At 69.0% G+C, this 23,812-nt stretch carries 21 protein-coding genes and 1 pseudogene; 12 read left to right on the forward strand and 10 right to left on the reverse strand.

Going from position 1 to position 23,812, the window contains the following annotated elements; translation table 11 throughout:
- Positions 1 to 346: 346 nt before the first annotated feature.
- On the reverse strand, positions 347 to 604 hold the full coding sequence (locus tag IG75_RS39170; protein WP_156060987.1) for a hypothetical protein: 258 nt from the start codon (positions 602 to 604) through the stop codon (positions 347 to 349).
- A 307-nt stretch (positions 605 to 911) separates the two neighbouring features.
- Between IG75_RS39170 and IG75_RS39175 the strand changes: the two genes are divergently transcribed.
- Together IG75_RS39175 and IG75_RS0118840 are read left to right on the forward strand one after the other, a co-directional pair.
- Entirely contained in the window at positions 912 to 1,094 is a 183-nt protein-coding gene (locus IG75_RS39175) for a hypothetical protein (protein ID WP_156059005.1), read from the forward strand.
- Positions 1,095 to 1,236: 142 nt separating this feature from the next.
- Entirely contained in the window at positions 1,237 to 2,403 is a 1,167-nt protein-coding gene (locus tag IG75_RS0118840) for a thiolase family protein (protein WP_030522759.1), read from the forward strand.
- 123 nt (positions 2,404 to 2,526) lie between these two features.
- On the opposite strand, the gene IG75_RS0118845 is transcribed toward IG75_RS0118840, so the two are convergent.
- Entirely contained in the window at positions 2,527 to 3,069 is a 543-nt protein-coding gene (locus IG75_RS0118845) for a C40 family peptidase (RefSeq protein WP_030522758.1), read from the reverse strand.
- 248 nt (positions 3,070 to 3,317) lie between these two features.
- The gene (locus IG75_RS0118850; RefSeq protein ID WP_030522757.1) at positions 3,318 to 3,899 is read right to left on the reverse strand and encodes a helix-turn-helix domain-containing protein; all 582 of its coding nucleotides are present in this window, start codon (positions 3,897 to 3,899) and stop codon (positions 3,318 to 3,320) included.
- Between the two features lie 90 nt (positions 3,900 to 3,989).
- Here IG75_RS0118850 and IG75_RS0118855 point away from each other — a divergent pair, with 90 nt between their 5' ends.
- The 5 genes and pseudogenes from IG75_RS0118855 (at position 3,990) to IG75_RS0118875 (ending at position 9,921) form a co-directional block, all read left to right on the forward strand.
- Positions 3,990 to 4,637 carry a class I SAM-dependent methyltransferase gene (locus tag IG75_RS0118855; protein ID WP_030522756.1) on the forward strand — a complete coding sequence of 216 codons (648 nt, stop codon included), beginning with the start codon at positions 3,990 to 3,992 and terminating at the stop codon, positions 4,635 to 4,637.
- Positions 4,638 to 4,821: 184 nt separating this feature from the next.
- Positions 4,822 to 6,882, forward strand: a pseudogene (locus IG75_RS0118860) (CocE/NonD family hydrolase); the annotation flags it as partial.
- Between the two features lie 563 nt (positions 6,883 to 7,445).
- Entirely contained in the window at positions 7,446 to 8,456 is a 1,011-nt protein-coding gene (locus IG75_RS0118865) for an adenylate/guanylate cyclase domain-containing protein (RefSeq protein ID WP_030522754.1), read from the forward strand.
- 116 nt (positions 8,457 to 8,572) lie between these two features.
- A complete protein-coding gene (locus tag IG75_RS0118870; protein ID WP_030522753.1) occupies positions 8,573 to 8,860 on the forward strand; it encodes a DUF1330 domain-containing protein in 288 nt (95 codons plus the stop codon).
- A 125-nt stretch (positions 8,861 to 8,985) separates the two neighbouring features.
- On the forward strand, positions 8,986 to 9,921 hold the full coding sequence (locus tag IG75_RS0118875) for an aldose 1-epimerase family protein (RefSeq protein ID WP_030525827.1): 936 nt from the start codon (positions 8,986 to 8,988) through the stop codon (positions 9,919 to 9,921).
- A gap of 84 nt (positions 9,922 to 10,005) precedes the next feature.
- Here the strand turns inward: IG75_RS0118875 and IG75_RS0118880 are convergent, their stop codons facing one another.
- Positions 10,006 to 10,935: a LysR family transcriptional regulator gene (locus tag IG75_RS0118880; RefSeq protein ID WP_051714719.1), complete on the reverse strand. Its 930-nt coding sequence runs from the start codon at positions 10,933 to 10,935 to the stop codon at positions 10,006 to 10,008.
- A gap of 207 nt (positions 10,936 to 11,142) precedes the next feature.
- On the opposite strand from IG75_RS0118880, the gene IG75_RS0118885 reads away from it, so the two are divergent.
- On the forward strand, positions 11,143 to 12,291 hold the full coding sequence (locus IG75_RS0118885) for an MFS transporter (RefSeq protein ID WP_030522750.1): 1,149 nt from the start codon (positions 11,143 to 11,145) through the stop codon (positions 12,289 to 12,291).
- Positions 12,292 to 12,413: 122 nt separating this feature from the next.
- Here IG75_RS0118885 and egtD read toward each other — a convergent pair whose 3' ends face one another.
- Positions 12,414 to 13,388, reverse strand: coding sequence for an L-histidine N(alpha)-methyltransferase (egtD, locus tag IG75_RS0118890; protein WP_030522749.1), 975 nt, complete (start codon positions 13,386 to 13,388; stop codon positions 12,414 to 12,416).
- A gap of 90 nt (positions 13,389 to 13,478) precedes the next feature.
- Between egtD and IG75_RS0118895 the strand changes: the two genes are divergently transcribed.
- The 4 genes from IG75_RS0118895 to IG75_RS0118920 all read left to right on the forward strand — a co-directional run bounded on the left by IG75_RS0118895 (position 13,479) and on the right by IG75_RS0118920 (position 17,577).
- Positions 13,479 to 13,691: a hypothetical protein gene (locus tag IG75_RS0118895; RefSeq protein WP_030522748.1), complete on the forward strand. Its 213-nt coding sequence runs from the start codon at positions 13,479 to 13,481 to the stop codon at positions 13,689 to 13,691.
- A gap of 895 nt (positions 13,692 to 14,586) precedes the next feature.
- Complete coding sequence (locus tag IG75_RS0118905; protein WP_063834171.1) at positions 14,587 to 15,456, forward strand: helix-turn-helix domain-containing protein; 870 nt, start codon at positions 14,587 to 14,589, stop codon at positions 15,454 to 15,456.
- A 60-nt stretch (positions 15,457 to 15,516) separates the two neighbouring features.
- Positions 15,517 to 16,992, forward strand: a complete 1,476-nt coding sequence (locus tag IG75_RS0118910) for an alpha/beta hydrolase family protein (protein WP_030522745.1) — start codon at positions 15,517 to 15,519, stop codon at positions 16,990 to 16,992.
- Positions 16,993 to 17,271: 279 nt separating this feature from the next.
- Positions 17,272 to 17,577, forward strand: coding sequence for a hypothetical protein (locus tag IG75_RS0118920; protein ID WP_063834167.1), 306 nt, complete (start codon positions 17,272 to 17,274; stop codon positions 17,575 to 17,577).
- A gap of 19 nt (positions 17,578 to 17,596) precedes the next feature.
- Here the strand turns inward: IG75_RS0118920 and IG75_RS0118925 are convergent, their stop codons facing one another.
- The 5 genes from IG75_RS0118925 to IG75_RS0118945 form a co-directional block, all read right to left on the reverse strand.
- Positions 17,597 to 19,309, reverse strand: coding sequence for an ABC transporter ATP-binding protein (locus IG75_RS0118925; RefSeq protein ID WP_030522743.1), 1,713 nt, complete (start codon positions 19,307 to 19,309; stop codon positions 17,597 to 17,599).
- A complete protein-coding gene (locus IG75_RS0118930; protein WP_030522742.1) occupies positions 19,306 to 21,132 on the reverse strand; it encodes an ABC transporter ATP-binding protein in 1,827 nt (608 codons plus the stop codon). The genes IG75_RS0118925 and IG75_RS0118930 overlap by 4 nt, the downstream gene beginning before the upstream one ends.
- A 333-nt stretch (positions 21,133 to 21,465) precedes the next feature.
- On the reverse strand, positions 21,466 to 22,110 hold the full coding sequence (locus tag IG75_RS0118935) for a DUF4097 family beta strand repeat-containing protein (protein WP_030522741.1): 645 nt from the start codon (positions 22,108 to 22,110) through the stop codon (positions 21,466 to 21,468).
- A gap of 72 nt (positions 22,111 to 22,182) precedes the next feature.
- Positions 22,183 to 23,397 carry a cytochrome P450 gene (locus IG75_RS0118940; protein WP_030522740.1) on the reverse strand — a complete coding sequence of 405 codons (1,215 nt, stop codon included), beginning with the start codon at positions 23,395 to 23,397 and terminating at the stop codon, positions 22,183 to 22,185.
- A 101-nt stretch (positions 23,398 to 23,498) separates the two neighbouring features.
- Positions 23,499 to 23,798, reverse strand: a complete 300-nt coding sequence (locus tag IG75_RS0118945) for a ferredoxin (protein WP_246872164.1) — start codon at positions 23,796 to 23,798, stop codon at positions 23,499 to 23,501.
- Positions 23,799 to 23,812 lie beyond the last annotated feature (14 nt).

The raw sequence follows: 23,812 nt of genomic DNA on the forward strand, positions 1-23,812 counted from the left end.
TCGTTTCGCTCGTGAATCTGCAGCGTAGAGGTTCCGTTGTAGTCCCGTGGCTTCTATCGCTCGGAGATCCGGCGAAACCTGGAGCTACCACCCCGCGTCGGCTGCCGACGGGCCCGGCGCGGGGTCGGTTTCCACTCCAGACCGACTACGAGGTGACCCATGTGCCAAGAACGACTGCCTTTGCCCGTAAGGGCTCCATCGAACCGTGCGATGGCTGCGACGCTGCGGCTTCGGCGGGCCGGGGAGTGCGCAGACCTCAACACACTCGAACGTGTAGCTGCCGGCCTGCGCAACCTTGATTCGGTGCCGCGCAGGGAGGTCCGAACGCAGCACGAGATAGACGGTGTCATTGCTCGATACCGGGCCGCTCGGTCCAAGGAGTTGGGCAATGACGATTGAGGGTTTGTGTTCGTGTGGCGACGAACCGTGGGTCGTACTGGGGATGCTCACTGTTTCGAGGTGCGACGAAGATGGCTTGATCGTGCGCTGCCCGGATTCGCTGCACTGCCTCCGCGGTGCCGCTGTCGTCGATGGTCGCATCGGTGAGCAGCACCGAAATGTCCCCGGCGTTTGCCCGTGGCTGGGCATGCGGGTGCGTCTCCACCCACCTGAATGTGGTTGTCCGGCCCGCATAACAACGCGTCAGCTGCGGATCGTGCTACGGGCCGGTTGCCATCCTCGAGGAGAGATACGTTCTGTGCCCTGTCCGGGTTGCAAGTGCTTCGTGTCCACACCGGACGGAGTTTTCGAACGGCACGGTGATGGGCGGTGTTCGTGGGCGGGAGTGAAAGTTGTGGACCAAGGCTTCCCCCCGCCGCTACTGGGACCGGAGTAAGTCCGGGAGTGCTGAAATCTCCCGATATCTTTGCAGGGCGTGCGACGGAATATGTGCGGGAGGGAAGGAGCTTTGCGTGACCGATCTCCCCGCTCTGCTGGCCGTCGCACGGGCTGCAGTCGCCGAGGGTGCGGCACCATTGTCGAGCGCCGTGCGACGACGACGTTCCGAGCCGCTATGCCTGCGCCGATTCGCCAGCGGCGATCCGGGCCTGGCGGATCGTGTCGACCAGATCCTCGCTGATGACTTCACAGAATGACTGCGGCCAGCCCTATTGAGGAGGGGGCTCGTCGGCTGACCGGCCGGAAGGGTGGAGGCTGGCCGCCGGGTGCGAATGCGTGTTAACTTAAATCGAACGGTCATTAACTTGACCGGCCGGAACGAGCAATTCAGGAGGGACTATGCAGTCCGCCGTCATCGTCGATGTGGTTCGCACGCCGTCCGGGAAGGGTAAGGCCGGTGGGGGGTTGTCCGGGGTGCACCCGGCGACTCTGCTGGCCGGAGTGCTGAGCGAACTGCTGCAGCGCAACGACCTGGATCCGGCGCTGGTCGACGATGTGATCGGCGGCTGCGTGACCCAGAGTGGGGAGCAGGCCTTCAATATCTCCCGGACCGCTGTGCTGGCCGCCGGATTCCCCGAATCGGTACCGGCCACCACGGTGGACCGGCAGTGCGGGTCCAGCCAGCAGGCCGCGCATTTCGCCGCGCAGGGCGTGATCGCGGGTGCCTACGATATCGCCATCGCCTGTGGCGTGGAGTCGATGAGCCGGGTGCCCATGTTCTCCAACGCGCAGGGCCAGGACGCCAATCGCGGTCCCATCGCGCACCGGTACCCGGAGGGCCTGGTGCAGCAGGGTGTGGCCGCCGAGATCCTGGCGGCCCGCTGGAAGTTCGACCGGGCCACCCTCGACGAATTCGCGGCCCGGTCCCATCGGCTGGCGGCCGAGACCGCCGCGGCCGGCGGGTTCGACCGGGAACTGGTCGCCGCCGGGGAGCTGACCGCGGACGAGACCATCCGGGCCGGATCCACCCCGGAGAAGCTCGCGGGCCTGAAGCCGGCGTTCGCCGACGAGCAGTACACGCAGCGGTTCCCGGAGATCAACTGGTCCATCACCCCGGGCAACTCCTCGCCGCTCACCGACGGGGCGTCGGCGGCGCTCATCATGAGCGAGCAGGCGGCTACGAAGCTCGGTCTGCGCCCGCGGGCGCGCTTCCATTCCTTCGCGGTGGTGGGTGACGATCCGCTGCTCATGCTGACCGCGCCCGTACCGGCCTCGAAGAAGGTGCTGGAGCGGGCCGGTCTGACAATCGACGATATCGACGCCTACGAGGTCAACGAGGCGTTCGCGCCCGTGCCGCTGGTCTGGCAGCACGAGCTGAACGCCGACCCGGAGAAGCTGAACCCGCGCGGTGGGGCCATCGCGCTGGGGCACCCGCTGGGCGCTTCGGGAGTGCGGATCCTGGCCACCATGGTCAACCATCTCGAGCAGACCGGCGGGCGGTACGCGCTGCAGACCATGTGCGAGGCGGGCGGTCTGGCGAACGCCACCATCATCGAACGTCTCTGATCGCCGAATACGCCCCCTCGGGACTTCCCCGCCCCGAGGGGGCGTATTCCGTGGATGCGCCGTGGGCCCGAGGCTGTGGTTCGGGTTTGCCACCGGTCGATGGGGACCACGGTGCGGCTCGGGTCAGAAGCGGCGTGCTCCGACCACGGGCGAATACGACATCGGCGATATCTCCACGGTGGAGGTCGCGGCGTGGATCACCTGACCGTCTCCGGCGTACAGCGCCGAATGGCCACCACTGCTGTAGGAGATCACATCGCCGACCCGCAGCTGGTCGAGCGGTACCGGTGTCCCGGCGGAGAGCTGGGACCAGCTGGTGCGCGGTACCTGGACTCCGGCCTGCTGGTACGCCCACTGCACCAGTCCCGAACAGTCGAAAACGTTGGGTCCGGTACCGCCGGATACGTACGGCGCCCCGAGTTTGCTGCGCGCCGCCGCCACCGCGATATCGCCGACTGCCGGGGCGGGCGCCACCTGCGGGGTGAGTGCGCCGATGCCGGGGATTTCGGCCGGCAGGGGTATCTGATCGGGAATTTCGAAGGTGCCGAGGCCGGGCAGGGTGACCGGCTGGGCCTGGGCGGGTGCTGTTGTGCCGAGGATGGCGCCGGCCGCGGCGGCGAATAGGGCCAGTGCGGCGCAGCGCTGACGTATCGGTACAGAATCCATAATTGCGGTCCTCCGTGCTCAGGTCGAGAGCCGGCGGGAGCGCCACGGTTTTCATCGCCGAATGCGCGAGGAGAACATCACCGACTGCTCGAACAGCGTTGGAAATACACCACAGCTATATGTCGGTCCTGCAAACCCGGGGAGTCATATTTCGCGTGATCGCGCGCCGTGCGGTAAACGACACGGGCAATACGGATCACGAAGAAATAACTATCTATATTTCCGCAGCGTAGCGGCCGTGTCCGCATTCACTCCGGGCGATATCTGGCCTTGATGTGGAACCGTTCGCCCTGCGGTCCGTAGATGCTCAGGTACTCCACCGGATGCTCGTCGGCGTTGCCGAACCAGTGCGGCAGATGGGTGTCGAATTCGGCCACTTCACCCGGGGTCAGGATCATGTCGCGGTCGCCGAGGATGAGTCTGAGTTTGCCGTTGAGCACGTAGAGCCAGTGGTAGCCCTCGTGGGTGTGCATCTCGGGTTCGGCGGCGGCGCGGCCGGACAGGATCTGCTTGTAGGCCTGCAGGCCGCCCGGTCGGCGGGTCAGCGGGATGAAGGTCTGGCCGTGCCGGGTCACCGGGCGGGTGTGGACCCGGGGGTCGCCGGTCTCCGGCGCGTCGACCAGTTCGTCCAGCGGCACCTGGTGGGCCTTGGCCAGCGGGAGCAGCAGTTCGAGGCTGGGTTTCCGCTGGCCGGATTCCAGGCGCGAAAGGGTGCTCACCGGGATGCCGGTGACCTCGGACAGTGCCGCCAGCGTCGTACCGTTGCGGCGGCGCAGTTCGCGCAGCCGCGGGCCGATCGCATCGATGACCTCGCCGAACTCCCGATCCATACCTCTATTGCAGAACTGGCAAATAAATTTGTCAAGCCGGCTGTTTGCCCGGATGCTGGGGAACACACCTCACGAGACCAGGAGTAACGGATGGACCAGCAGTTCTGGGACGATATGTACGGCGAGAGCGAACAGCGGTTCAGCGGTTTGCCCAACGATGCGCTGGTCGCGGAAGTGACCGGTATGGCACCCGGCCAGGCCCTCGATCTCGGCTGCGGTGAGGGGGCGGACGCCTACTGGCTGGCCGAACACGGCTGGCAGGTCACCGCGGTGGATATCTCGCAGGTCGCGCTGGACCGCGCGGCGGCCGGGCATCCGGAGATCTCGTGGCAGCGCGCCGATATCACCGTCACGCCGATGCCGGCCCGCTCCTTCGATCTGGTGTCGGCCCACTATTTCCCGATCGTGCACGAAACCGATCACGCCACCGTGCGCGGGCTGCTCGAGGCCGTGGCCCCCGGGGGGACCCTGCTGTTCGTCGCGCACGACCCCACCGAATTCCCGCCGCGCGAAGAACATTCGCACGAGGGCGGGCATTCACACGAGGGCGGGCATGCGCACGAGGGTGACGGGCCTTCACCTCGATTCGACCCCTACGACTTCTATCAGCCGTCCGAGATCGTCGAACTCCTCGGCGACGGCTGGACCGTGGAGGTCGACGAGCGGCGCGACCGCAACCGGCCCGCCGCCGGACATCAGGTCAAGGACCTCGTTGTGCGGGCGCGGCGGGTGAACTGACACCGCGGCGCGGGCCGGCCGCCCGATACCTGTCCCTCTCGGGTTCCGGTGATCGGCCGGGTCCGCGCGTCGTAACCCGGTTCCATCAGAGCTGATTGCTATCGTCGGCTCCACCTGTGTGCGGAAACTATTGTCCGCGCCGACTGTGCGCGGAAACCGGAACCACGAGGTGGAGGGTTTGTTCATGCGGCTGTACCGGGTTCACGGGCTCGCGGCCGCCGCGGCCGCCACCGTGGTAGTCGTCGTGACCGTGATCCTGGTGGTGGCAGCACAATCCACGCACCACCCGGTGCACCGGGACACCTCCCCGGCGGTATCGCCGGCCGAACTCGCCCAGCAGTGGACCGACCTGCACGACGGCCCGCAGCCGTATCCCGAAACGCAGATCGACAAAGACGTACTGATCACCATGAGCGACGGTGTGGTGCTGAAAGCCGATGTGTACCGGCCCGCGGCGGCCGGCGGTGCGGTGGAGACCCGCCCGCTGCCGACGATCGTCACCATGACGCCGTACTCGAAAATGATGTCGAGCATGATCGATTCGGCGATGGGCGATCCCGAAGTGCGCCGGTGGACCATGGACCTGGTGCGCCGGATCAACCTGACCGGCACCCCGATCAGCGGTTTCGAGGATCTGCTGCACGCACTGGACGGCGGCACCGTGGCGACCGTGCTCGGGCTCGACAGCCAACTCGTCCGCGCCGGTTACACGGTCGTCTCCGTGGATGTGCGCGGTACCGGGCAGTCGCAGGGGCTGTGGGACACCCTCGGTGAGCGCGAACAGCTCGACACCCGCGAGGTGATCGAATGGTCGGCACGGCAGCCGTGGTCCAACGGGCGGGTCGCCATGAGCGGCGGCTCCTATGCCGGGATCAACCAGTTGCGTGCCGCGGAGAACGCCCCGAAACCGCTCCAGGCCATCTTCCCGGTCGAACCGGGTAGCGATCTCATGCGCGATGTGGTGGCGCCGGGCGGCGGTGTCGGCGTGACCTTCCTGCCGCTGTGGCTCAACCAGGTGAACCAGAACAAGCTCATGCCCGATGTGAAGGCCATGCTCAACGGCACCTTCGACTGGCAGTGGCTCAGCGACCGCATGGCCGATCCGGCGACGAACTACGATCTGCTCGCCCAGGCGCTGCTCACCCCGTCCCTGCGGGACATGCCGCCGGCCCTGGCCGACGCACTGGACGAGAACAGCGCCTTCCGCCAAGGGATCATGGGCCATCCGGAGAAGATCACCGTGCCGACCTTCGTCTACGGCGGCTGGCACGATATCTTCGCCAACAGCGCGACCACGCTCTACAATGACATCCCTCTGCCGCCGGGCCGCAAACAGCTCATCGTCGGCGACACCTACCACGCCAACCCCGGTGCCGGGACCGGACGCCCCGGGGCCCCGCCGCGCCTGGACGTGCTGCAACGCGCGTGGTTCGACCATTGGCTCAAGGACATCGACAACGGCATCACCGACTACGGTCCGGTGATCGTCTGGGAGCAGGGCGGGGACTGGGTCGTGCTCGACCGGTTCCCGCAGCCGGGTATGACGCACCGGCGGGTGTATCTGTCGGGGGCGGCGAGCGGAACGACCGGCGACTCTCTCCACGACGGCTCGCTCACCGTCCGACCGGGCGCCCCCGAACGGCTCACCGTGTCCCCGGGCCTGACCAATTTCTGCTCGCGGGACATGGCGCAGGGTTCGGCGGGAATCGGCGCGGCACTGGATTTGTGCGCCAAGGATTCCCGGATCGCCGAACGTAACGCGCTCACTTTCACCAGCGAGCCCATCGCCGAACGCACGATCCTGTCCGGCCCGATCAATGTGCACCTCAACACCGTGCACGACACCGCGGACGGCTACTGGAACGTGACGGTCAACGATGTGGCGCCCGACGGTACCTCGACCGTACTGAGCACCGGCCAGCTCACCGCGTCGCTGCGGGCGATCGACGAGTCCCGCAGTACCCGCTCGGCCAACGGTGATCTCACCGCGCCGCACAATCCGCTCACCCTCGACAGTGTGCAGAAAGTGGTGCCGGGGGAGCCGGTGACGCTCGATATCGCGGTCATCCCGATTCAGGCGGTACTGGTGCCCGGGCACCGGCTGCGTCTCGACGTATTCGCCGGCAATTCGCCCAAGGCACTGGCGTTCCGGCCCATGCTGAACAACAGCGAGCTCGCACCGCAGCATCTGGAACTGGATCCGGCCGCGCCGAGTTTCGTCAACCTGCCCACCGACCGGCCGCTGTTCGTCTCGCCCGCCGAACCGGCCCAGGCCGCGCCGCGCTCGGTACCGGCTCCGACTTCACAGCCGGTACCGGCACCGCAGCCCGCGCAGGCCCCGACTCCGCCCGTGGCACCGGCGACCCCGGCCACGGAGCCGAGCGCCCCGAGCGCCCCGCAGCCCGCACAGTCCGCGCCGCAGCCCGGCGAGCCGACCACGCCGCCTGCCCGGCCGACCCCGCGGCAGGCCGAGGCCCCCGCGCCCCAGGCGGTCCCGGCCGCCCCGGCCCCGGCCGCGCCACCGGCCCCCGTGACCCCTTCCACCGAGGTGCCGGCCGCGCCCGACCCCGCCGCACGCCCCGCCGAGATCGCGCCCCGGGCGGCTCCCGCCGTGGTCCCGCACACCACGCAGCCCGTGGTGCCGCACCCGGACTCCGCCGGGCCCGGCACGCCGGGGCCGGCGCCCGCCCGGCCGTAACCCCGGTTCGGGCCGCCGCTATGCGGACCGTGACCCGAACATGACGCAGATCACCGGGCGATTCACCCGGACCGGCCGGTGCGCGGCCGCGGCGTCGTAAGGTTTCGCCCATGGTGTCGCAGGAGAGGGCCGAATTGGTGCGGTCGGCGGCCGAGGCGAGCCTGCTCGCCGGTCGCCGGCGCTACAACCGCAACGAGGTGGCCGAAAGAGCCGAGGTGACGCCGGAGCTCGCCCGGCGGCTGTGGGTCTCGCTCGGTTTCCCGGCCAGCGAGGACGACAGCGCGCGCGATTACACCGACGCCGATATCGCCGCCATCAAACGGTTCCGGGAGGTGGGCACGCTGGCGGGAGCCGACACCCGGCAGCAGGCCGCGACGGCCCGCACCATCGGGCAGACCATGGCGCGGCTGGCCGAATGGCAGGTGGATCTGGTCCTGGCCGAGATCGATCGACGCGTCGCCGCGGCCGGAGCGGACGGGGATCGCGAACAGATCACCCGGACCGCCACCGCGGAAACGGTGGAACTGCTGGAGAGCCTGCTGTCCTATGCCTGGCGGCGCCACCTCGACGCGGCACTGTCACGGAATCTGGAGGATTCCGGTCCGCCCGCCGATTCGACCCGAGCGCTGGCCGTCGGGTTCGCGGATATGGTCGGCTACACCCGGCTGACCCGGCATCTGCATCCCGACGAGCTGTCCACGCTGCTGGAGGCGTTCGAATCCACCACCAACGACGCGATCGCCGAGAACGGCGGCTGGGTCATCAAGAACGTCGGCGACGAAGTGATGTTCGCGGCCGAATCGCCGCTGGCCGCGGCCCGGATCGCGCTGGCCCTCCAGGAATCCACCATGACGGTGGGCACCACGCCGGAGCTGCGGATCGCGCTGGCCTACGGGCCGGTGCTGCAGCGTTTCGGTGACCTGTACGGCTCGGTGGTGAACATCGCCGCCCGGCTCACCGGTGTCGCCCGGCCGGGCACGATCCTGGTGGACGACGGGGCCGCGGCGGAATTGGACGGCGAGCCCGAGTTGAGCATCAAACACCTGCGCAGTGTGCGCGTGCGAGGGTTCAACCGGCTGCGCCCGCACCTGCTCCGCCGTAACGGCCGGGCCGCATCCTGACCGGCACCAGCGGCATTCTCCATTTCAACATATGGAATTTCTGACAACGTAAATGCCACTGTGGGTAGGGTCGTCGAGGGAGCCGGTTGCGGCTCACGCGTGAAAAGGAGACCAGGATGGCCAAGGGCTACGTCATCGTGACCGAGCTGATCAAGGACCCGGCGGGGATGGCCGAATACGGTAAGGCGGCCGGTAAAGCCATGGCCGCCGGTGTGAAGGTCCTGGCGGTCGACACCAAGTTCGAGGTCCTCGAAGGGGAATGGCCCGCCACACAGACCGTGGTGCTGGAATTCGAATCTCCCGAAGCGGCCCGTGCCTGGTACGAGTCCGAGGAATACCAGGCGGCGATCCCGCTGCGACAGGCGGCCGCGGACTGCAACGCGGTAATCGTCAACGGGCTGTAACCGCCCGGGCTCGCGCGCGGCCTGTCCGGCCCTCCGGTCGTAGCGGTTGCCGCCGCTGTGGCCGGGCGCGCGACCCGAGCCGCGCGTTCGGAGCCGCGGCCGGGCCGGGTATCTAGGCTGGCGAGGTGACCATCTCCGAGCGCATCACACCGACCGGCCGCTCGATCGCGCTGGAGCTCTCCGGCGTGCGCGCCGAGATCGGCACGGTGGCCGCCGTCCTGCGTGGGCTGACCGTCGGCGGTGTCGCGGTCACCGAATCGGTTCCGGCCGGGGCGACACCGCCGATGGGCGCCGGAATCGTCCTGGCGCCCTGGCCCAACCGGGTACGCGACGGTATCTGGATTCTCGACGGGCTACCCCAGCAACTCGATATCACCGAACCGGCGCGTTCGAACGCGATCCACGGGTTGCTCCGCAACACCGGCTACGAGGTGCGGGAACTGTCCCCCGCCGCCGTGACCCTGGGCGCGCTGATACCGCCTCAGCACGGCTGGCCGTTCCTGCTGGACACCTGGGTGCGCTACGAACTGCGCCCCGACGGGCTCGCCGTGACCCACGGCGTGGTGAACCACGGAGATCGGCCGGCGCCGTACGCCGTGGGCGCGCACCCATACTTCCGAATAGGTGAGACACCGGTCGAGGACCTGGTGCTGACGGTTTCCGCCGCAACCTATCTCGAGGTCGATGCCCGCATGAATCCGGTGGCCGAACACCCGGTCGAGGGCACCCGCTACGACCTGTGGGCCGGTGTGCCGCTGTCACAGCTGGACCTGGACACCCCGTTCGGCGGGGTGACACCCGCGGCGGCGGCCCGGCTCACCGCACCCGACGGTTCGACGGTAGAACTCGCGCAGGACACCGGCTGGGAGTACCTGCAGGTTTTCACCCCGCGGGAGTTCCCGCGGCCGCGGGGCCGGGGACTCGCGGTCGCGCTGGAACCGATGACCGCCCCGCCGAACGCGTTGAACTCGGGTGACGGATTGCGTCACCTCGCACCCGGTGAACGGTGGGAGGGCGGATGGCGTATCCGGTACACGCCCGGGCCGAATCGGGATCGCTGAAGCGCGCGGTGCGTGCGGACGGCGCCCAGTGGGTCGCCCGGCCACCTCGCCTTGTTCCGCTGACCTGCCCGGACACGAGCACACTCAGTCGCGCGGGGCGATCTCGGTCACCGCCGCGCGCAATCGCTCCGAGCGCGGCGAATGCGCGGTCGTTTCGTTCCAGACCAAGGCGAAGGTGCAGGGCGGCAGGTCGGTGACCGGGACATACGCGAGGTCGGGCCGGGGGTACAGCCGGGCCGCCGCCGCGGGTACGAAGGCGACCGCCCGGGTGAGCGCGACCGTATTCAGCAGGGATTCGAAAGTGCTGCCGTGGCTTTCGGCCGGCCGGGCGCGGGTGCCGTCCGGCCGGGGATCGGCGGTCCAGAACGCGCGACCCTCGGGGAAGGTGGACGGTGACATCTCCACGACCGGGTGTTCCGCGAGGTCCGCGAGAGAGAGGATGTCGCGGGCGGCGAGCGGGTCGGTGGCCGAAAGGCAGGCCAGGCGGGGCTCCACCACGAGCGGCTGGGCGTGGAGGCCCGCGGGAACCGGTAGATGGACGAAGGCGGCATCGATTTCACCGCGTTCGAGGGCGGTCAGCTGTGCGGTGAAGGTTTCCAGTACCCGCACCTGCGGTTGCGGGTTCGCGAACGCGTCCAGCACAGCGCGGATCTCCGGTATCGAGCCGAAGCCCTCGCACACCCCGATCCGCAGTGTGTCGTCGCCGACGGCCAGATGATATGCCGCGCGGCGCAGGTCGTCGGCGGCGGTCACCACGCGCCGGGCGTGCGGTAGCAGCTCCCGTCCGGCCTCGGTGAGTTCGACGTGCCGGCTCGTGCGCTGGAATACCCGCACTCGTAACCGGTCCTCCAGGGCGCGGATCTGCTGGCTCAGCGCCGGCTGGGTGAGATAGAGGCGGCGCGCGGCGCGGCCGAAATGCAATTCCTCGGCCAGTATCAGCAGCAATCGGAGCTGGTGCGGAGTGGGATCGTCACCGTTGGAAACCGCTGTATTCGCCGAATCGATAATGGACATATTATCAATCTACGCGGATGCGAATCGTCAGATCGTTGCCGCCGCGCCGATGCGGCGGGCAAGCTGGGGAGCGGATCCACACCGCGCCGAAATCGATCGGCGCGGTGTTCAGCTGAGCAATTCCCTTCCCACTGCAGTCGTTTCCGCGCGTGCGGAAGCGCAAGAACGGATCGATGGGTCGCTGTGCAGCCGAATCTGTTTTCCCTCATGCTCTGTGTCTTCGGAATCACCACCGGTGAATTCGTGGTCGCCGGAATCCTGCCCGATATCGCGGACGATCTGGCGGTGTCCGTACCCGCCGCCGGGTTGCTCGTCACCGCCTACGCCGCCGGCATGATCGTCGGCGGCCCGTTGCTCACCGCGCTCACGGCGCGGTTCCGAAGAAAACCGCTGTTGCTGGCGCTACTCGGGGTGGCCGTCGCGGGAAACGTGGCGTCGGCGCTGGCGCCGGTGTACGGACTGCTCTTCGCCGCGCGGGTGGTCACCGCCTTCGTGACCGCCACCTTCTTCGCCACCGCGATCGTGGCCGCGACCTCGGCGCAGCCACCGGAGAAACAGGGTTCGACGGTCGCGAAATTGGTTCTCGGCATGAACCTGGCGATGGTGCTGGGCGCACCGCTGGGTACCGTCGTCGGCGCCGCCTACGGCTGGCGGGCGACCTTCGCCGCGATAGCCGCCGTCTGCTTCGCCGGCCTGCTGCTGGTGGCGCGCTGGGTCGCCGATGTGCCCGGCGCGCGGTCCGCGGTCCCGACCGAGCTGCGGGTGTTCACCGATCGCAGAGTGCAACTCGCCATCGCCGTCACCGCCGTGGGCAACACGGGTGCGCTCATGGTGTTCACCTATTTCGCTCCGCTGCTCACCGATATCGCCGGGTTCGCGGCGGGAGCCGTACCCGTGTTGCTGCTGGTCTACGGGGTCGGCGCCATCGCCGGGAATCTACTCGGCGGCCGGATCGCCGATCGTGCGCTGTTGTCCTCGCAGCCGGGCATGCTCGTGCTGTCGGTGGTGACCCTGCTTCTCACCTGGGCGGTCGGCGGGCTCGCCGGAGCCGTCGCAGTGATGGTGTTCGTACTGGGTGCTGTGGCGTTCGCCGTGGTGCCCGGTATGCAAGCGCGCATCCTGCAGACCGCCACCGTCGCACCCACGCTCGCGATCGCGGTGAACGCCTCGGCCTACCAGCTCGCGGCGGCCGCGGCGGGTTGGCTCGGCGGCCGCACCATGGACGCCGCCGGGCTGCGGAGCATCTATCCGGTGGCCGCGGCGGTGACGGCCGCCGGGGCGGTACTGAGCGGGCTGGTCTGGTATCGAGAGCGCGGGGTGCCTGCCGCGGACGGCGAAGTTGTCGTTCGCGGGTGAGATGGTCTGCCCCGGAATCGACACGAGTACCCGGCCCCGGTGGGCGCGCCGCTACCGCCGCGCCTACCGGAGGGCGTCGGTGACGACGTCGAGAGCGAGGCCGGGGTGACGGGGCGGTCGGCTCACCTGTCGGCCAGTACCAGTGCGAATCGTTGCGCGGGGTCGGTCCAGGCGTGACGCATGCGGAAACCGGCGGTGGCCAGTTCGGCGCGGAAACCGGTCAACCGGAACTGCGCCGAGATCTCGGTGCGCAACTGTTCTCCGGCGGCGAAATCGATCACGAGATCCAGATCGGGGATCGTCACCCGCATCGCCTCGGTGGCCGCCAGGCGCATTTCGATCCATTCGAGGTCCGGGTCCCACACGGCCAGATGGTCGAATGCGAGCGGATCGAAATCGGCGCCGAGCCGGTCGTTCAGTACATGCAACATATTTCGGTTGAACTCCGCGGTCACCCCCGCGGCGTCGTTGTACGCGGACATCATCACGGCGGGATCGGTGACCAGGCCCACCCCGACGAGCAGCTGTTCGCCCGGTGCGAGCACCTGGTGCAATTCGCCCAGAAAAGCGGTGCGTTCGAACGGCGGCAGATTGCCGAGGGTGCCGCCGAGCAGCGCGACCAGACGGCGGCCGCCGTGCGGAAGCGCCGCGAGCATGGTGGTGAAATCGCTGACGATGCCGTGAATGGACAGATGCGGGAATTCGCCGCTGGTCCAATCGGCCGCGGCCCGTAACGCGGTTTCGGAGACGTCCTGCGGTATGTAGGAGCACAACGAGCCGTGCGCGGTGAGCGAGTTCAGCAGCAGCCGGGTCTTCTCGGAGGAACCCGAACCCAGCTCGACCAGTTCGGTCGCGCCCGAGGCGTGGCGGGCGATCTCGTCGGCCGCGGTATGCAGCAGTGCGCGTTCGGTGCGCGCGGGATAGTACTCCGGCAGCCCGGTGATGAGGTCGAACAGCGCGTTTCCGCGGGCGTCGTAGAACCATTTCGGGGGGAGCCATTTCCGGGGGCCGGACAAACCCCAGAGCACATCGGTGCGCAGCTGCTCGCGCAGATCGGCCTCCGTGAGCTGAATATCGAAGGTGGGTGCGATAGCCATTGGATTCCTCTCTGTTCCGCGGCCGTCGCCGTGAAAGTTAGGGCAACCGCGGCGGCGGGACATCCGCCATTTCGAGCGGAATATCCGCACTTGTGCGCGGGCGGGTCGCTGTTCGCGAATATCGCCCGGCACGGATTGCCCGGTGTCCGGGTGCGCCGGCGCATGGCCGGCGGTGACCCGGGCGTGGTCGTGTTCGGCGGCGGATCGCCGCCGGCAGTGATCGTGCTGGATATCGCCGCCGACCGGACCGTTACCGGCAGCTACTCCCTTACCAGCCTGGAAAAGCTCACCCGTATCGAATAAGCAAATTTTTAGCAATCCTTTGTCGCGCTCTCTGTGGCGAGTGGCTCGGAGTGTTCGAATATGCGCTTGATGTGGTAGTTATCCGGTCTGTGGCCGTTCCGGAACCTCACCTCTGCTTGACAGCAGCCCGCGGTCAGGCGATATTGGCTACTGGTCGGACAATGATCGGATACCGCGCCGCGGACTGCACGCACCGCTCCTGGACAGGAGAGAGGGATGCCGCTTTTCTCGCCGGGATCATCGGGCCGTCGCCGCGAGACATCGGCCGGGGCGCCATGTCGACGTGCGGCCAACCGCGCCCGGGGGTTGTCACACCGACCGCGGTTACGCACCCACGGTGGCCTGGGATCGGGCCGGTATCGGTCCCCTGAGCAGATTCGCACCGATTTCTGTGGGGTGGACGGCCGCTTCCGCCGCCGGCGAATCCTCCGAGCCGACCTGCACCGGGCGCCGGGCGGTGCAGTGCCGCGCCGAATCCGGCGGACAACCGTCCGGTGGGCACCCGTATCGCGACCCGGACCAGCGGTACCACTGCGGCGAACTGAACCTCATCGGCGGCTCGGAGGCCCGGGTGGACTTCGTGTACACCCGGCGCGCGCCCGCCGTCTGCCCGCGACCGGCAGGTCGGCTCACCCGGGCCGACCTGCCGGTCCACCACCGTTCCTGCCGGTCCACCACCGTCCCGGCGTCCGGAGTCACCTGCGGGCTCTGCGGCCGCACCGAGTGCACTGAGCGACTGCTGGTGGCCGCCGAATATCCCGCGACCACGGTGTATCTCGAGTGTTCCGGACCGTGCGGAGGATCGACCGCGCCGATGTGGGCTCCGGTGGACGCGGCGTAACGAAATGGGCGGCTGCTCACCTGCGGAATGTGCGGTTAGCCTGGTCGTGTGCAGGTGAGTTCGTCGGACAGCGATCCGGGCGTCGAGTGGGAGATCGGCCCGCCGTCGCGTGTCGTGCCGGGGCGCCGTGCGGCGATGATCGGCTTTCGTGACCACAGCGCGTCCGGCCTGGATCTGCGGGTCGCGGATATCCCGGCGGTCACCGTGGTGGTCGAATTCGGGGGCAGTGGGCTGACCGTCGAGGGGCCGGGCGGCCGGCGGGAGTTCACCGCCTTCATCGCGGGCTGTACCAGCGGGACCATGCGGATCAGCGGTGCGCGGCCCGCGTGTGTCGAGGCGCGGCTGTCTCCGGTGCAGGCGTATTCGCTGCTGGGTGTCGCGCCCGCCGAGCTGGACGGCGCCGTCGTCGACCTCACTGATCTGTGGGGACCGCGGGCGGCGCTGTTACGGGAACGGCTGGCCGCCGCCGCGACCTGGGAACAGCGGTTCGCGCTCACGGAGGACTTCCTGGCCGGACGCGCTGATCCGGCCCGCGCGGTGGATCCCGAGGTGGCCGTCAGCTGGCATCGCATCGTCACCGGACGCGGACAGGTCAGGATCGGTGAGCTCGCCGATGCCTGCGGGTGGAGTCGTAAGCGGTTGTGGGCGAGGTTCGATGCCCAGATCGGGCTGACCCCCAAACGGGCCGCGATGCTGGTCCGGTTCCGGCACGCGGTCGACGGTCTGGTGGCGGGCGGGTCTGCCGCCGATATCGCCGCGTCCTGCGGTTATACCGATCAGTCCCATCTCGGCCGGGATATGTCGAGTTTCGTCGGTGTCACGCCCGCGGCGCTGACGCGCAAGGTGCTGAACCCGTTCTCCAAGCGTCGCCACCAGGCCTGGGGAACATTCGTCCTAGACCGTCCCGAGCCGGCCGTTCGATAGTGGGCCCGCGCCGGCGGGTCTTCCGGCGCGATGCCACGAATACGCCGGAAGGAAGAGTCGATGGCGGCCGAGATCCTGTTGTGGGTGGCCAATGCCGCGGGCTTGCTCGCGCTGGTGGTGCCGTGGCGCGGAAAGCCGCGCCGCCTGCGGCATATCGCCGTGCTCGCGCCGCTCGCGGCCGGCGCCCAGTTGCTCGCCGACGGTTATCGCTGGCCGATGGTTCCGGCCTACGCGCTGTCGGTGACCCTGGCGGTCGTGTGGGCGCTGGGGACCGCCCGTACGGGCAACCCTTCCGGATGGTTACGTGCCCTCGCAATAGGTGTCGGCACAGCCCTTTTCGCCGTCTCGGTGGCTACGCCGATCGCGGCTCCGGTGTTCGGATTGCCGCAGCCCGGTGGTCCGTACGCGATCGGTACCGTGACCTACCACTGGCGCGACGACGCTCGACGCGAGATCTTCGACCCCGACCCCGCCGCCCGCCGCGAGCTCATGGCGCAGGTCTGGTATCCGGCGGAGTCCGGAACCGATGCCCCCACCGCGCCCTATGTGGCGGACGCGAAAGAACTCTCGGCCGCCGCGGGCCCGCTGCTGGACGCTCCGGGTTTCGTGTTCGACTTCTGGGACGAGGTTCCCACGCACGCCACCCGGCGCCCGCCGGTGGCGGCGGCCCGCCCCCGCTACCCGGTTCTGGTCTTCGCCTCCGGTCTCAACGCATTCCGGCAGTCCAATATGTTCCAGGTGGAGCGACTGGTCTCGCACGGATTCGTGGTGGTGGGCCTCGACCAGCCCTATACCTCCGCCGTCACCGTGTTCCCCGACGGTCGCACGATCGCCGGGTGGACGAAGGACCGGGTGTATCCGGCGGTCCAGCAGAGCCTCACCCCGGCCGTTCCCGCTCCCGCGCTCGGCTATGCCGAACTAGCCGACGGACTCATCCCCTACCTGGCGCGGGATATCGGGTTCGCGCTCGATCAGCTGACCCGGTTGAACGCCGCCGATCCGGAGGGGCTGTTGACCGGCCGCCTCGACCTGGAGCGGGCCGGTGCCTTCGGGGTCTCACTCGGTGCGATGACGGTCGGCCAGGCCTGCCACACCGACCCGCGGCTGCGGGCCTGCTCGATGATGGACGCCGCGATGCCCGCCGATGTCGTCCGCGCCGGGCCGCGGCAGCCGAGTATGTGGCTGACCCGGGACGCCGAATCCATTCTGCTCGAACGCGAGCGCAGCGGCGGCTGGCCCGACCGTGAGATCACCGAAACGATCACCACCCAGCGCGAGGTGTTCGCCGCGAGTCCGCCGGGACAGGGCTACCACGTGGAGATCCCGGGAATGTTCCATGTGAATTTCACCGATGCCCCCGCGTGGACGCCGTTGGCGGAGAAACTCGGTCTCTCGGGACCGATCGGGGGCGCGCGCGGTCACGAGATCGTCGCCGCGTACACGCTGGCGTTCTTCGAGCGGTTCCTGTCCGGCGGCGACGCCGCGCTGCTGGACGGTCCGGCCCCGTGGCGTGAGGTCCGCATCGAACGCCGATGACCCATCGGCCGGGTCGCCGGTGGTCGTGCGCCGCCGGATGATGTGGGCCTCGGTACCCACCGGTCGTGCCGTCCTCGATTTCCGCGTCGGCTACGGTGAATACGCGGAGACCAGGCCTCGCGGACCGTAGAATTCCCAGGGTGCGCAGGGCTTTCGAGGCGTGCACGGGAATCGGCGATGCGGCACCGCAGTTCACGGCCTAGACTCGTACCCAGAACTTCTCGTGGTTAAACCAGCCTTCCGGCTGGACCGGGCCCGCGGGCAGGTAGGAGAGCGTCAGTGGACCTCGAAGAAGCGCGCCGCTTCGCGGCGAGAGTGTGGGGCAGCGCGGATCTGACACGTACAGAGCGCTTGGCGGCCGTCAAAGCGGACGCGCACGCCCGCGGTAAGGAGCCGTTCGATCTGGGCCGGCTCGAAGCGCTGTGCGATACGAGCCATGAAGGTCGCATGGACCCGATGTCCTGGCGGCAGCGCCGGTTCGAACTGATCTATTACAGCCACCCCGAGATGATGTGCATCGAGGATCTCGCCGCCTACGTCACGATGACCCAGGGGTGCAGTCCGGCGATCCGCCCGGTCGATTAGGTCCGGCCGCCGCCGGCGATCATTCACCCGCCACCCGGTCGGAGACCGCCCAGAAGTCGGCGTAGCGACCGCCCCGGCGCAGCAGTTCCTCATGGGTTCCCTCCTCCACGATCCGCCCCTTGTCCAGGAACACGATCCGATCCGCCCGCCGGACCGTGTTCAGCCGATGGGCCACCATCACGACTGTCCGTCCCGCCACGAGCCGCTCGATACCCTCGTGCACGGCTGCCTCGTTCACCGGATCCAATGCGGAGGTCACCTCGTCGAGCAGGACGATCGGCGCGTCCTTCAACAGAGCTCGCGCGATCGACACCCGCTGTCGTTCGCCACCGGAGAGCAGGCCGCCCCCTTCACCCACCGCGGCCGACCAGCCACCGGGCAGCCGTTCGATCACCTCGTCCAACCGGGCCGCCTCGGCCGCCGCCCGGACCTCGGCCGCGGTGGCATCGGGCCGGCCGAGCCGGACATTGTCCTCGATCGTGCCGTCGAAGAGGTGCACATCCTGGAAGACGATGGCGAACTGCGCCATGGCGACCGCGGGTTCGAGGTCGCGCACGTCGACACCGCCGACCCGCACCGCTCCGGCGTCCACATCGTGGAATCGTGCGATGAGCTGCAATACCGTGCTCTTACCCGCACCCGAGGGGCCGACGACGGCGAGCCGCTGCCCCTCCGGCACCGACAGCGACAGCTCGTCGATCACGGTCCCTTGCCCGTGCCCGAAAACCACGGATTCGAACTCCAGGCCGTGACCGGCCGGCGGGATCGGTTCGGCGGCTTCCGGCAGTGGTTCGGTGCGCAGTAGCTCGTCCAGTCCCGTCAGCACTGAACGCGCACTGCGCAACCGGCCGCCGATCTCCGAGAGCGAGAGCAGGGGATCGGCGCAGCGCGCGGCCAGCACCAGAATCGTCAGCAGTTCCGCGGCACCGATATCGCCGCCGAGGGCCAGGTAGGCGCCGAGTGCGAGCAGGGCGGTGAACATCGCCTGGACGGTCAGCGCGGTGCCCACCGCGCCGGACAGTGCCGCCAGGGTGGAACGACGGCTCGCGCGCTCGATGCCGCGCAGCGCGTCGTCGAGCAGCCCGAAGCGTTCCCCGCTCCGCCCGCCGGCCCGTAGCACCGGCTGGGCCTGCAGATATTCGACAACTCGGGCGGTGGCTTCTTGGTCCCGGCGGTGGCGTTCCTCGTCGGTGGCCGTCGCGGCACGTCCCGCCCGCAGCTGGACCGCCGCCACGACCGGTGCGGCCGCCAGTGCGGCGAGGCCCATCCGCCAATCGAAGGCGAGCATCACCGCCACGATCGTCAGCGGGGTCACCCAGGCGGAGATGAACGGTGCGAGCAGATGCGCGATCACTCCCATCGCGTCCAGTACGCCGCGACCGGCCAGTACCGAGACGTGCCCGACCCGGCCTGTGCCGTACCAGCCGAGCGGTAACCGGGCCAGATGATCGCCGAGCCGGTGGTACAGGCCCAGCAGCAGGGCGGTGCCGACCCGGAAACCGCGCAGATCGCTGAGATAGCGCAGCACACCGTAGAACACGACGGTGACGGCGAACGCGATCAGCCAGGGCCGCGCATCCGCGGGTGTGCTCCCGAACAGGGAGCGGAGCACGGGGACGAGCAGGGCGTAGGAGAAACCTTCGGCGACCGCGGTCACCGTCATCAGGGCCACGGTGCGACGCACCGGCCGGGCGTATTCGGGTCCCAGCACTCGTAACAGCATCCGGATCATCGGGAATCTCCTCGCGGCAGGTCACCGAGGGTGACACTCTCGTCGGACAGGGGGTGCCGGGACCGCTGGTACGCGGCGAACTTCCTACCCCGGGCCAGTAGTTCGGCGGGACTGCCGCGCTCCACGATCGTCCCGTTCTCCAGCAGGACGACGGTGTCGGCATCGGCGAGGGTCTCCGGGCGATGGGCGATGACCAGAACCGTGCGCTCGCCGGGCCGGGCCGCCAGCGCGGCGCGCACGGCCTGTTCGGTCCGCGGGTCGGCGAAGGCGGTCGCCTCGTCGAGCACGAGAACCGGGGTATCCGCCAGCAGCGCCCGGGCCAGCGCGATCCGCTGCGCCTCACCACCGGACAACCCCGCCTCGGCACCGAGGATCGTGTCGTACCCGTGTGGCAGTTCGAGGATGCGATCGTGAATGTTCGCCCACTGCGCGGCGCGGATCACGGCGTCGAGGTCGGCGTGCGGCACCGCGAGCGCGATATTGTCCGCGACCGACGCGCGCAACAGGCGGACATCCTGGAAGACGAAGGAGATCGCCCGATAGAGGTCCGCGGCGGCCAGCTCACGCAGGTCGACCCCGCCCAGCGTGATCGCGCCGTGGGTCGGGTCGAAGAAACGCGGTAGCAGTTGTACCAGCGTGGATTTCCCGCTGCCCGACGGCCCGGCCAGCGCGGTGACCGTACCCGGTTCCAACACCAGGTCGATATCGCGCAGCACTTCCCCGCCGGGCTCGTAGCCGAAGTGGACCCCGCGCAGCTCCACTCGGTGACCGGCCGGTGGGCGCGGCCGCGCGGGCTGCGGAAGCGCCGGCTGCGCGAGCACCTCCCGGATCCGGGTGACCGCGCGCCGGGCCGCCTGCACATCGTCGAAGCCGTGCCCCAGGGCCGCGACCGGGGCGGTCAACCCCAGCCCCAGCAGTAGGAACGGCAACAGGTCCGCCGGAGCGAGGCCACCGGAGGTGATCAGCGCGGCGCCGCCGGTCAGGACGACCGCCAGCACGAACGGCGGGGACAGCGCCAATTGCATCCCCGCCGCGAGCACCGACATCCCGCGCACCCAGCGCAGGAATACCGCGACGAACGCCTCTGCCGCCACCAGGAATTCGCGGTGCGCGCGTTCGGTCCCGCCGAATGCCTTCACCACCGCGATACCCTGGACGAATTCGACCACGGAGTTGGAGATCCGGCCCATGGCCGCGTCGAACTCCTCCTGTTCGCGCAGCCGCGCCGGGGTCATCATGAGCGGGACCACCGCCACCGCCAGCAGCACCGGGATCAGGGTGATCAGCGTGAGCCGCCAATCGACGGTGCACAGATAGACCAGCGATACCAGCGGCACGACGAACGCGGCGACGAGTTCACCGGGCGTATGGGCGATGAACGGATGGACGGCGGCCACATCCTCGCCCACCACCTTCGCGAGTTCGCCGGTGCGGCGGCGGGAGAACCAGCCGATCGGCACCCGGCTCAGCCGCAGGGCCAGCTGCCGTCGCAGGGCCAGTTGGACCCGGCCGTCCAGCAGATGCCCGATTCCGGCGGCTGCCGCCGAGCAGAGCAGCCGCACGAGCAGGCCGCCCGCGCCCGCGATCACCACGAACCGCACGTGTTCGTGATCGACCGGCCCGGGCGACAACAGGGTCCGCCCCAGTTCCACGACCGCCAGCAGCGGCGCCAGACCGGCCACCGCGCCGACGATGTGGAGCACCACCACGGTCACGAAACTTCGCAGATAGGGCCGGAGCAGCGGCACTGTGGCGCGCTCCGGGGCCGACACGGGGCCCGGTGCGCGGTCTTCACCGACCGCCGCGGCCGCTGTGGTGGTCATCGTCGCGTACCGATCGGCCGCACCGGCACCGTGCGCGTATGGCAACCGTGCCGTGATCCGGTGTCCTCCGAGCGGACCGGCCTGCTCCGCGGTGGACGAACACTGCCGCTGACGTCGTACATGGCTCTCCTGCTGTGCAGTCGGGTGGCGTGGTCGCCACCCGTCCGGTGATCCGGGAACGGGTCGTTTCCGGATACGGATGCCAGCATCGCCGCGGCGGGCAGGGATGTATTGGACGAATGTTCCGGCCGGGCGGGGCTGGATACCGCAACGCGGCGGGCCGTCCCTACGGGAAGGCCCGCCTGTATTACTCGTTGTGCACGTGCCGGATGTTCAGACGACGCTCGCGTGCCGGACGATGATGTCGCCGTAGGAATTGTGTGCATACACCCGCACGATGTTCCGGTGGCTCTCGGCCGGGTCGACCGGTTCCATCCGGTTCTGCACCGTGCCGTGCCGGGCGCCCGCCTCCAGCCGGGCCGCGCTGCCCGGGCCGATACCCACTTCGAGTTCGCCCATGGATGTCTCCAACCGCAGTTCCCCGCGTACTGCCTCGACGATGCGGATATTGCCCTTGGCGGTTTTCGCGGTCACCGAATCGGTCGGGCGCTCGACGACGATATCGCCGGCGGCCACCTCCAGATCGCACCGGCCGAGTTCGCCGGTGCCCACCAGCCGTCCCACCGCGGCGGTGCCCTTCCACCGGGAGCCGGTGGGCACCTCGATGGTCACCACGATCGACGGATTGCCGCCGAACGGGGTGTAGGTCCGCCAATCCCGCGGTGTGATCACGCTCAGGGCACCGGCCGTGAAATCGACCCGGGTCTGTTCGGCGGCGCGGATATCGCCCTTCTTGGACTCGTCGGCCGGCCTTACCGTGACCACGGTGTCGGTGCGGTCGGCGGCGGTGACGGTGACTTCGCCGGAGAGTACTTCGACGGTGACGGCGATCGGTTCCGGCGTCTCGAATGTCGGCATGGCTGTGCTCCTCTGTGTGCGAAAGAGATAGGGGTCTGCCGATCGCGATCGGCGGGTGGTCTACCGGGCCGTTCAGGACCAGGTGACCGGCAGTTCGTGGACGCCGTAGATGTTCATATCGGTCCGCAGCGGGACTTCTCCGGCCGGCACGGCGAGCCGCAGGGCCGGGAAGCGGCGCAACAGTCCGGCGAAACCGGCGCGCATCTCCACCCGGGCCAATTGCTGGCCCAGGCACTGGTGGACGCCGTGCCCGAAGGACACGTGCCCGCGGGCCCTGCGGTGGATATCGAGGGTGTCCGGGTTGTCGAAACGCCGGGGATCGTGGTTGGCGGCCAGCAGCGAGACCACCACGGTCGATCCCGCGGGGATGGTCTCCCCGCCGAGTTCGAGATCCTCGGTGGCGTAGCGGTAGAAGATATCGGCGACCGACAGGTAGCGCATGAGTTCCTCGACCGCGTCCGGCATCAGGTCCGGGTCGGCGCGCAACTCGGCCAGCTGCTCCGGGTTCTCCAGCAGCGCGAAGGTGCCCAGCGCCAGCATGTTCGCGGTGGTCTCGTGGCCGGCGAGCAGCAGCAGGAAGGAGATGCCGGTCAGTTCCTCGATGGAGAGGTCCTCGTCGCGGGCGAGGTCGGACAGGATGTCCTCACCGGGCTCGGCGCGTTTGGCCGTGACCAGTTCGGCCAGGTAGCCCATCATCGCGCCGTAGGCACCCATCTTCTCCTCCAGCGGCTGGTCCCGGAGCAGGAATTTGGCGGAGTTGGTCTGGAAGGTCTCCCGGTCGGCGTAGGGGACGCCGAGCAGTTCGCAGATCACCAGTGAGGGCACCGGCAGCGCGAAGGCCCGCACCAGATCGACCGGCGGGGTCAGGTTCGCCATCTCGTCGAGTTGCCGCTCGACGACCTCGGCGATGTGCTCTTCGAGCTGTTTCATGCGCCGGACGGTGAAAGCGCCGATGAGCTTGCGCCGCAGCCGGGTGTGGTCCGGCGGGTCCATGGCGATGAACAGACCCGGGATCTGCGGGGACGGTTCGGTCTGGGCGGGCATATCGGGAGTCGCGTCCAACGCGTGCACAATGCCGATGTCCAGGCGGGAGCTGAAGCGGGTATCGGCCAGCAGCGCGCGGACCTCCTCGTATCCGGTGACCAGCCAGCCGGCGTGTCCGTCGGGGAAGAGCAGCGGGCTCACCGGGCGCGCCTCGCGCAGCCGGGTGATCTCGCGCGGCGGGTCGAAGGGGCCGGCATCGCGTTCGGTGGGGAGGCCGTGCGGGACGGAGGCGGTGTCGCTCATCGTATTTCCTGTCGTTTCGAGGTCCCGTACGGCCGGGACACGGGGTGGTCGGTGGTGCTTCGAGGCGGGGCGGGACTTGATTCGTGTCCTTCCGTCTCCGGTCAGTCGCCGCTCCGGCGGTCCGGTTCCGGTGCGGGCGCCCGGCCGAGAAGGGTGATCGCCGCCGCGGGGCAGTTGTGGGCGGCCTCGCGGGCGGCCGGATGGCGCGCGGCCTCGGTCGCGGTGGCCAGAAGCAGCACCCGGCCGTCCGCCTCGTCCTGGTCGAACAACTCCGGAGCGAGCAGTGCGCACATACCGGCGCCGATGCAGCGTTCCCGGTCGACCACGAGTTCCATGGGTGCTCCCTCCCGCCGGGTGACCGGGCTGTCCGGGCCGGTGGTCGCTCTTGCCGATCTGGTCATGGGAGAACTGTCGC

Origin of the sequence: Nocardia rhamnosiphila NBRC 108938 (genome assembly GCF_000720425.1) — a bacterium.
GTDB classification, from domain to species: Bacteria; Actinomycetota; Actinomycetes; order Mycobacteriales; family Mycobacteriaceae; genus Nocardia; species Nocardia rhamnosiphila.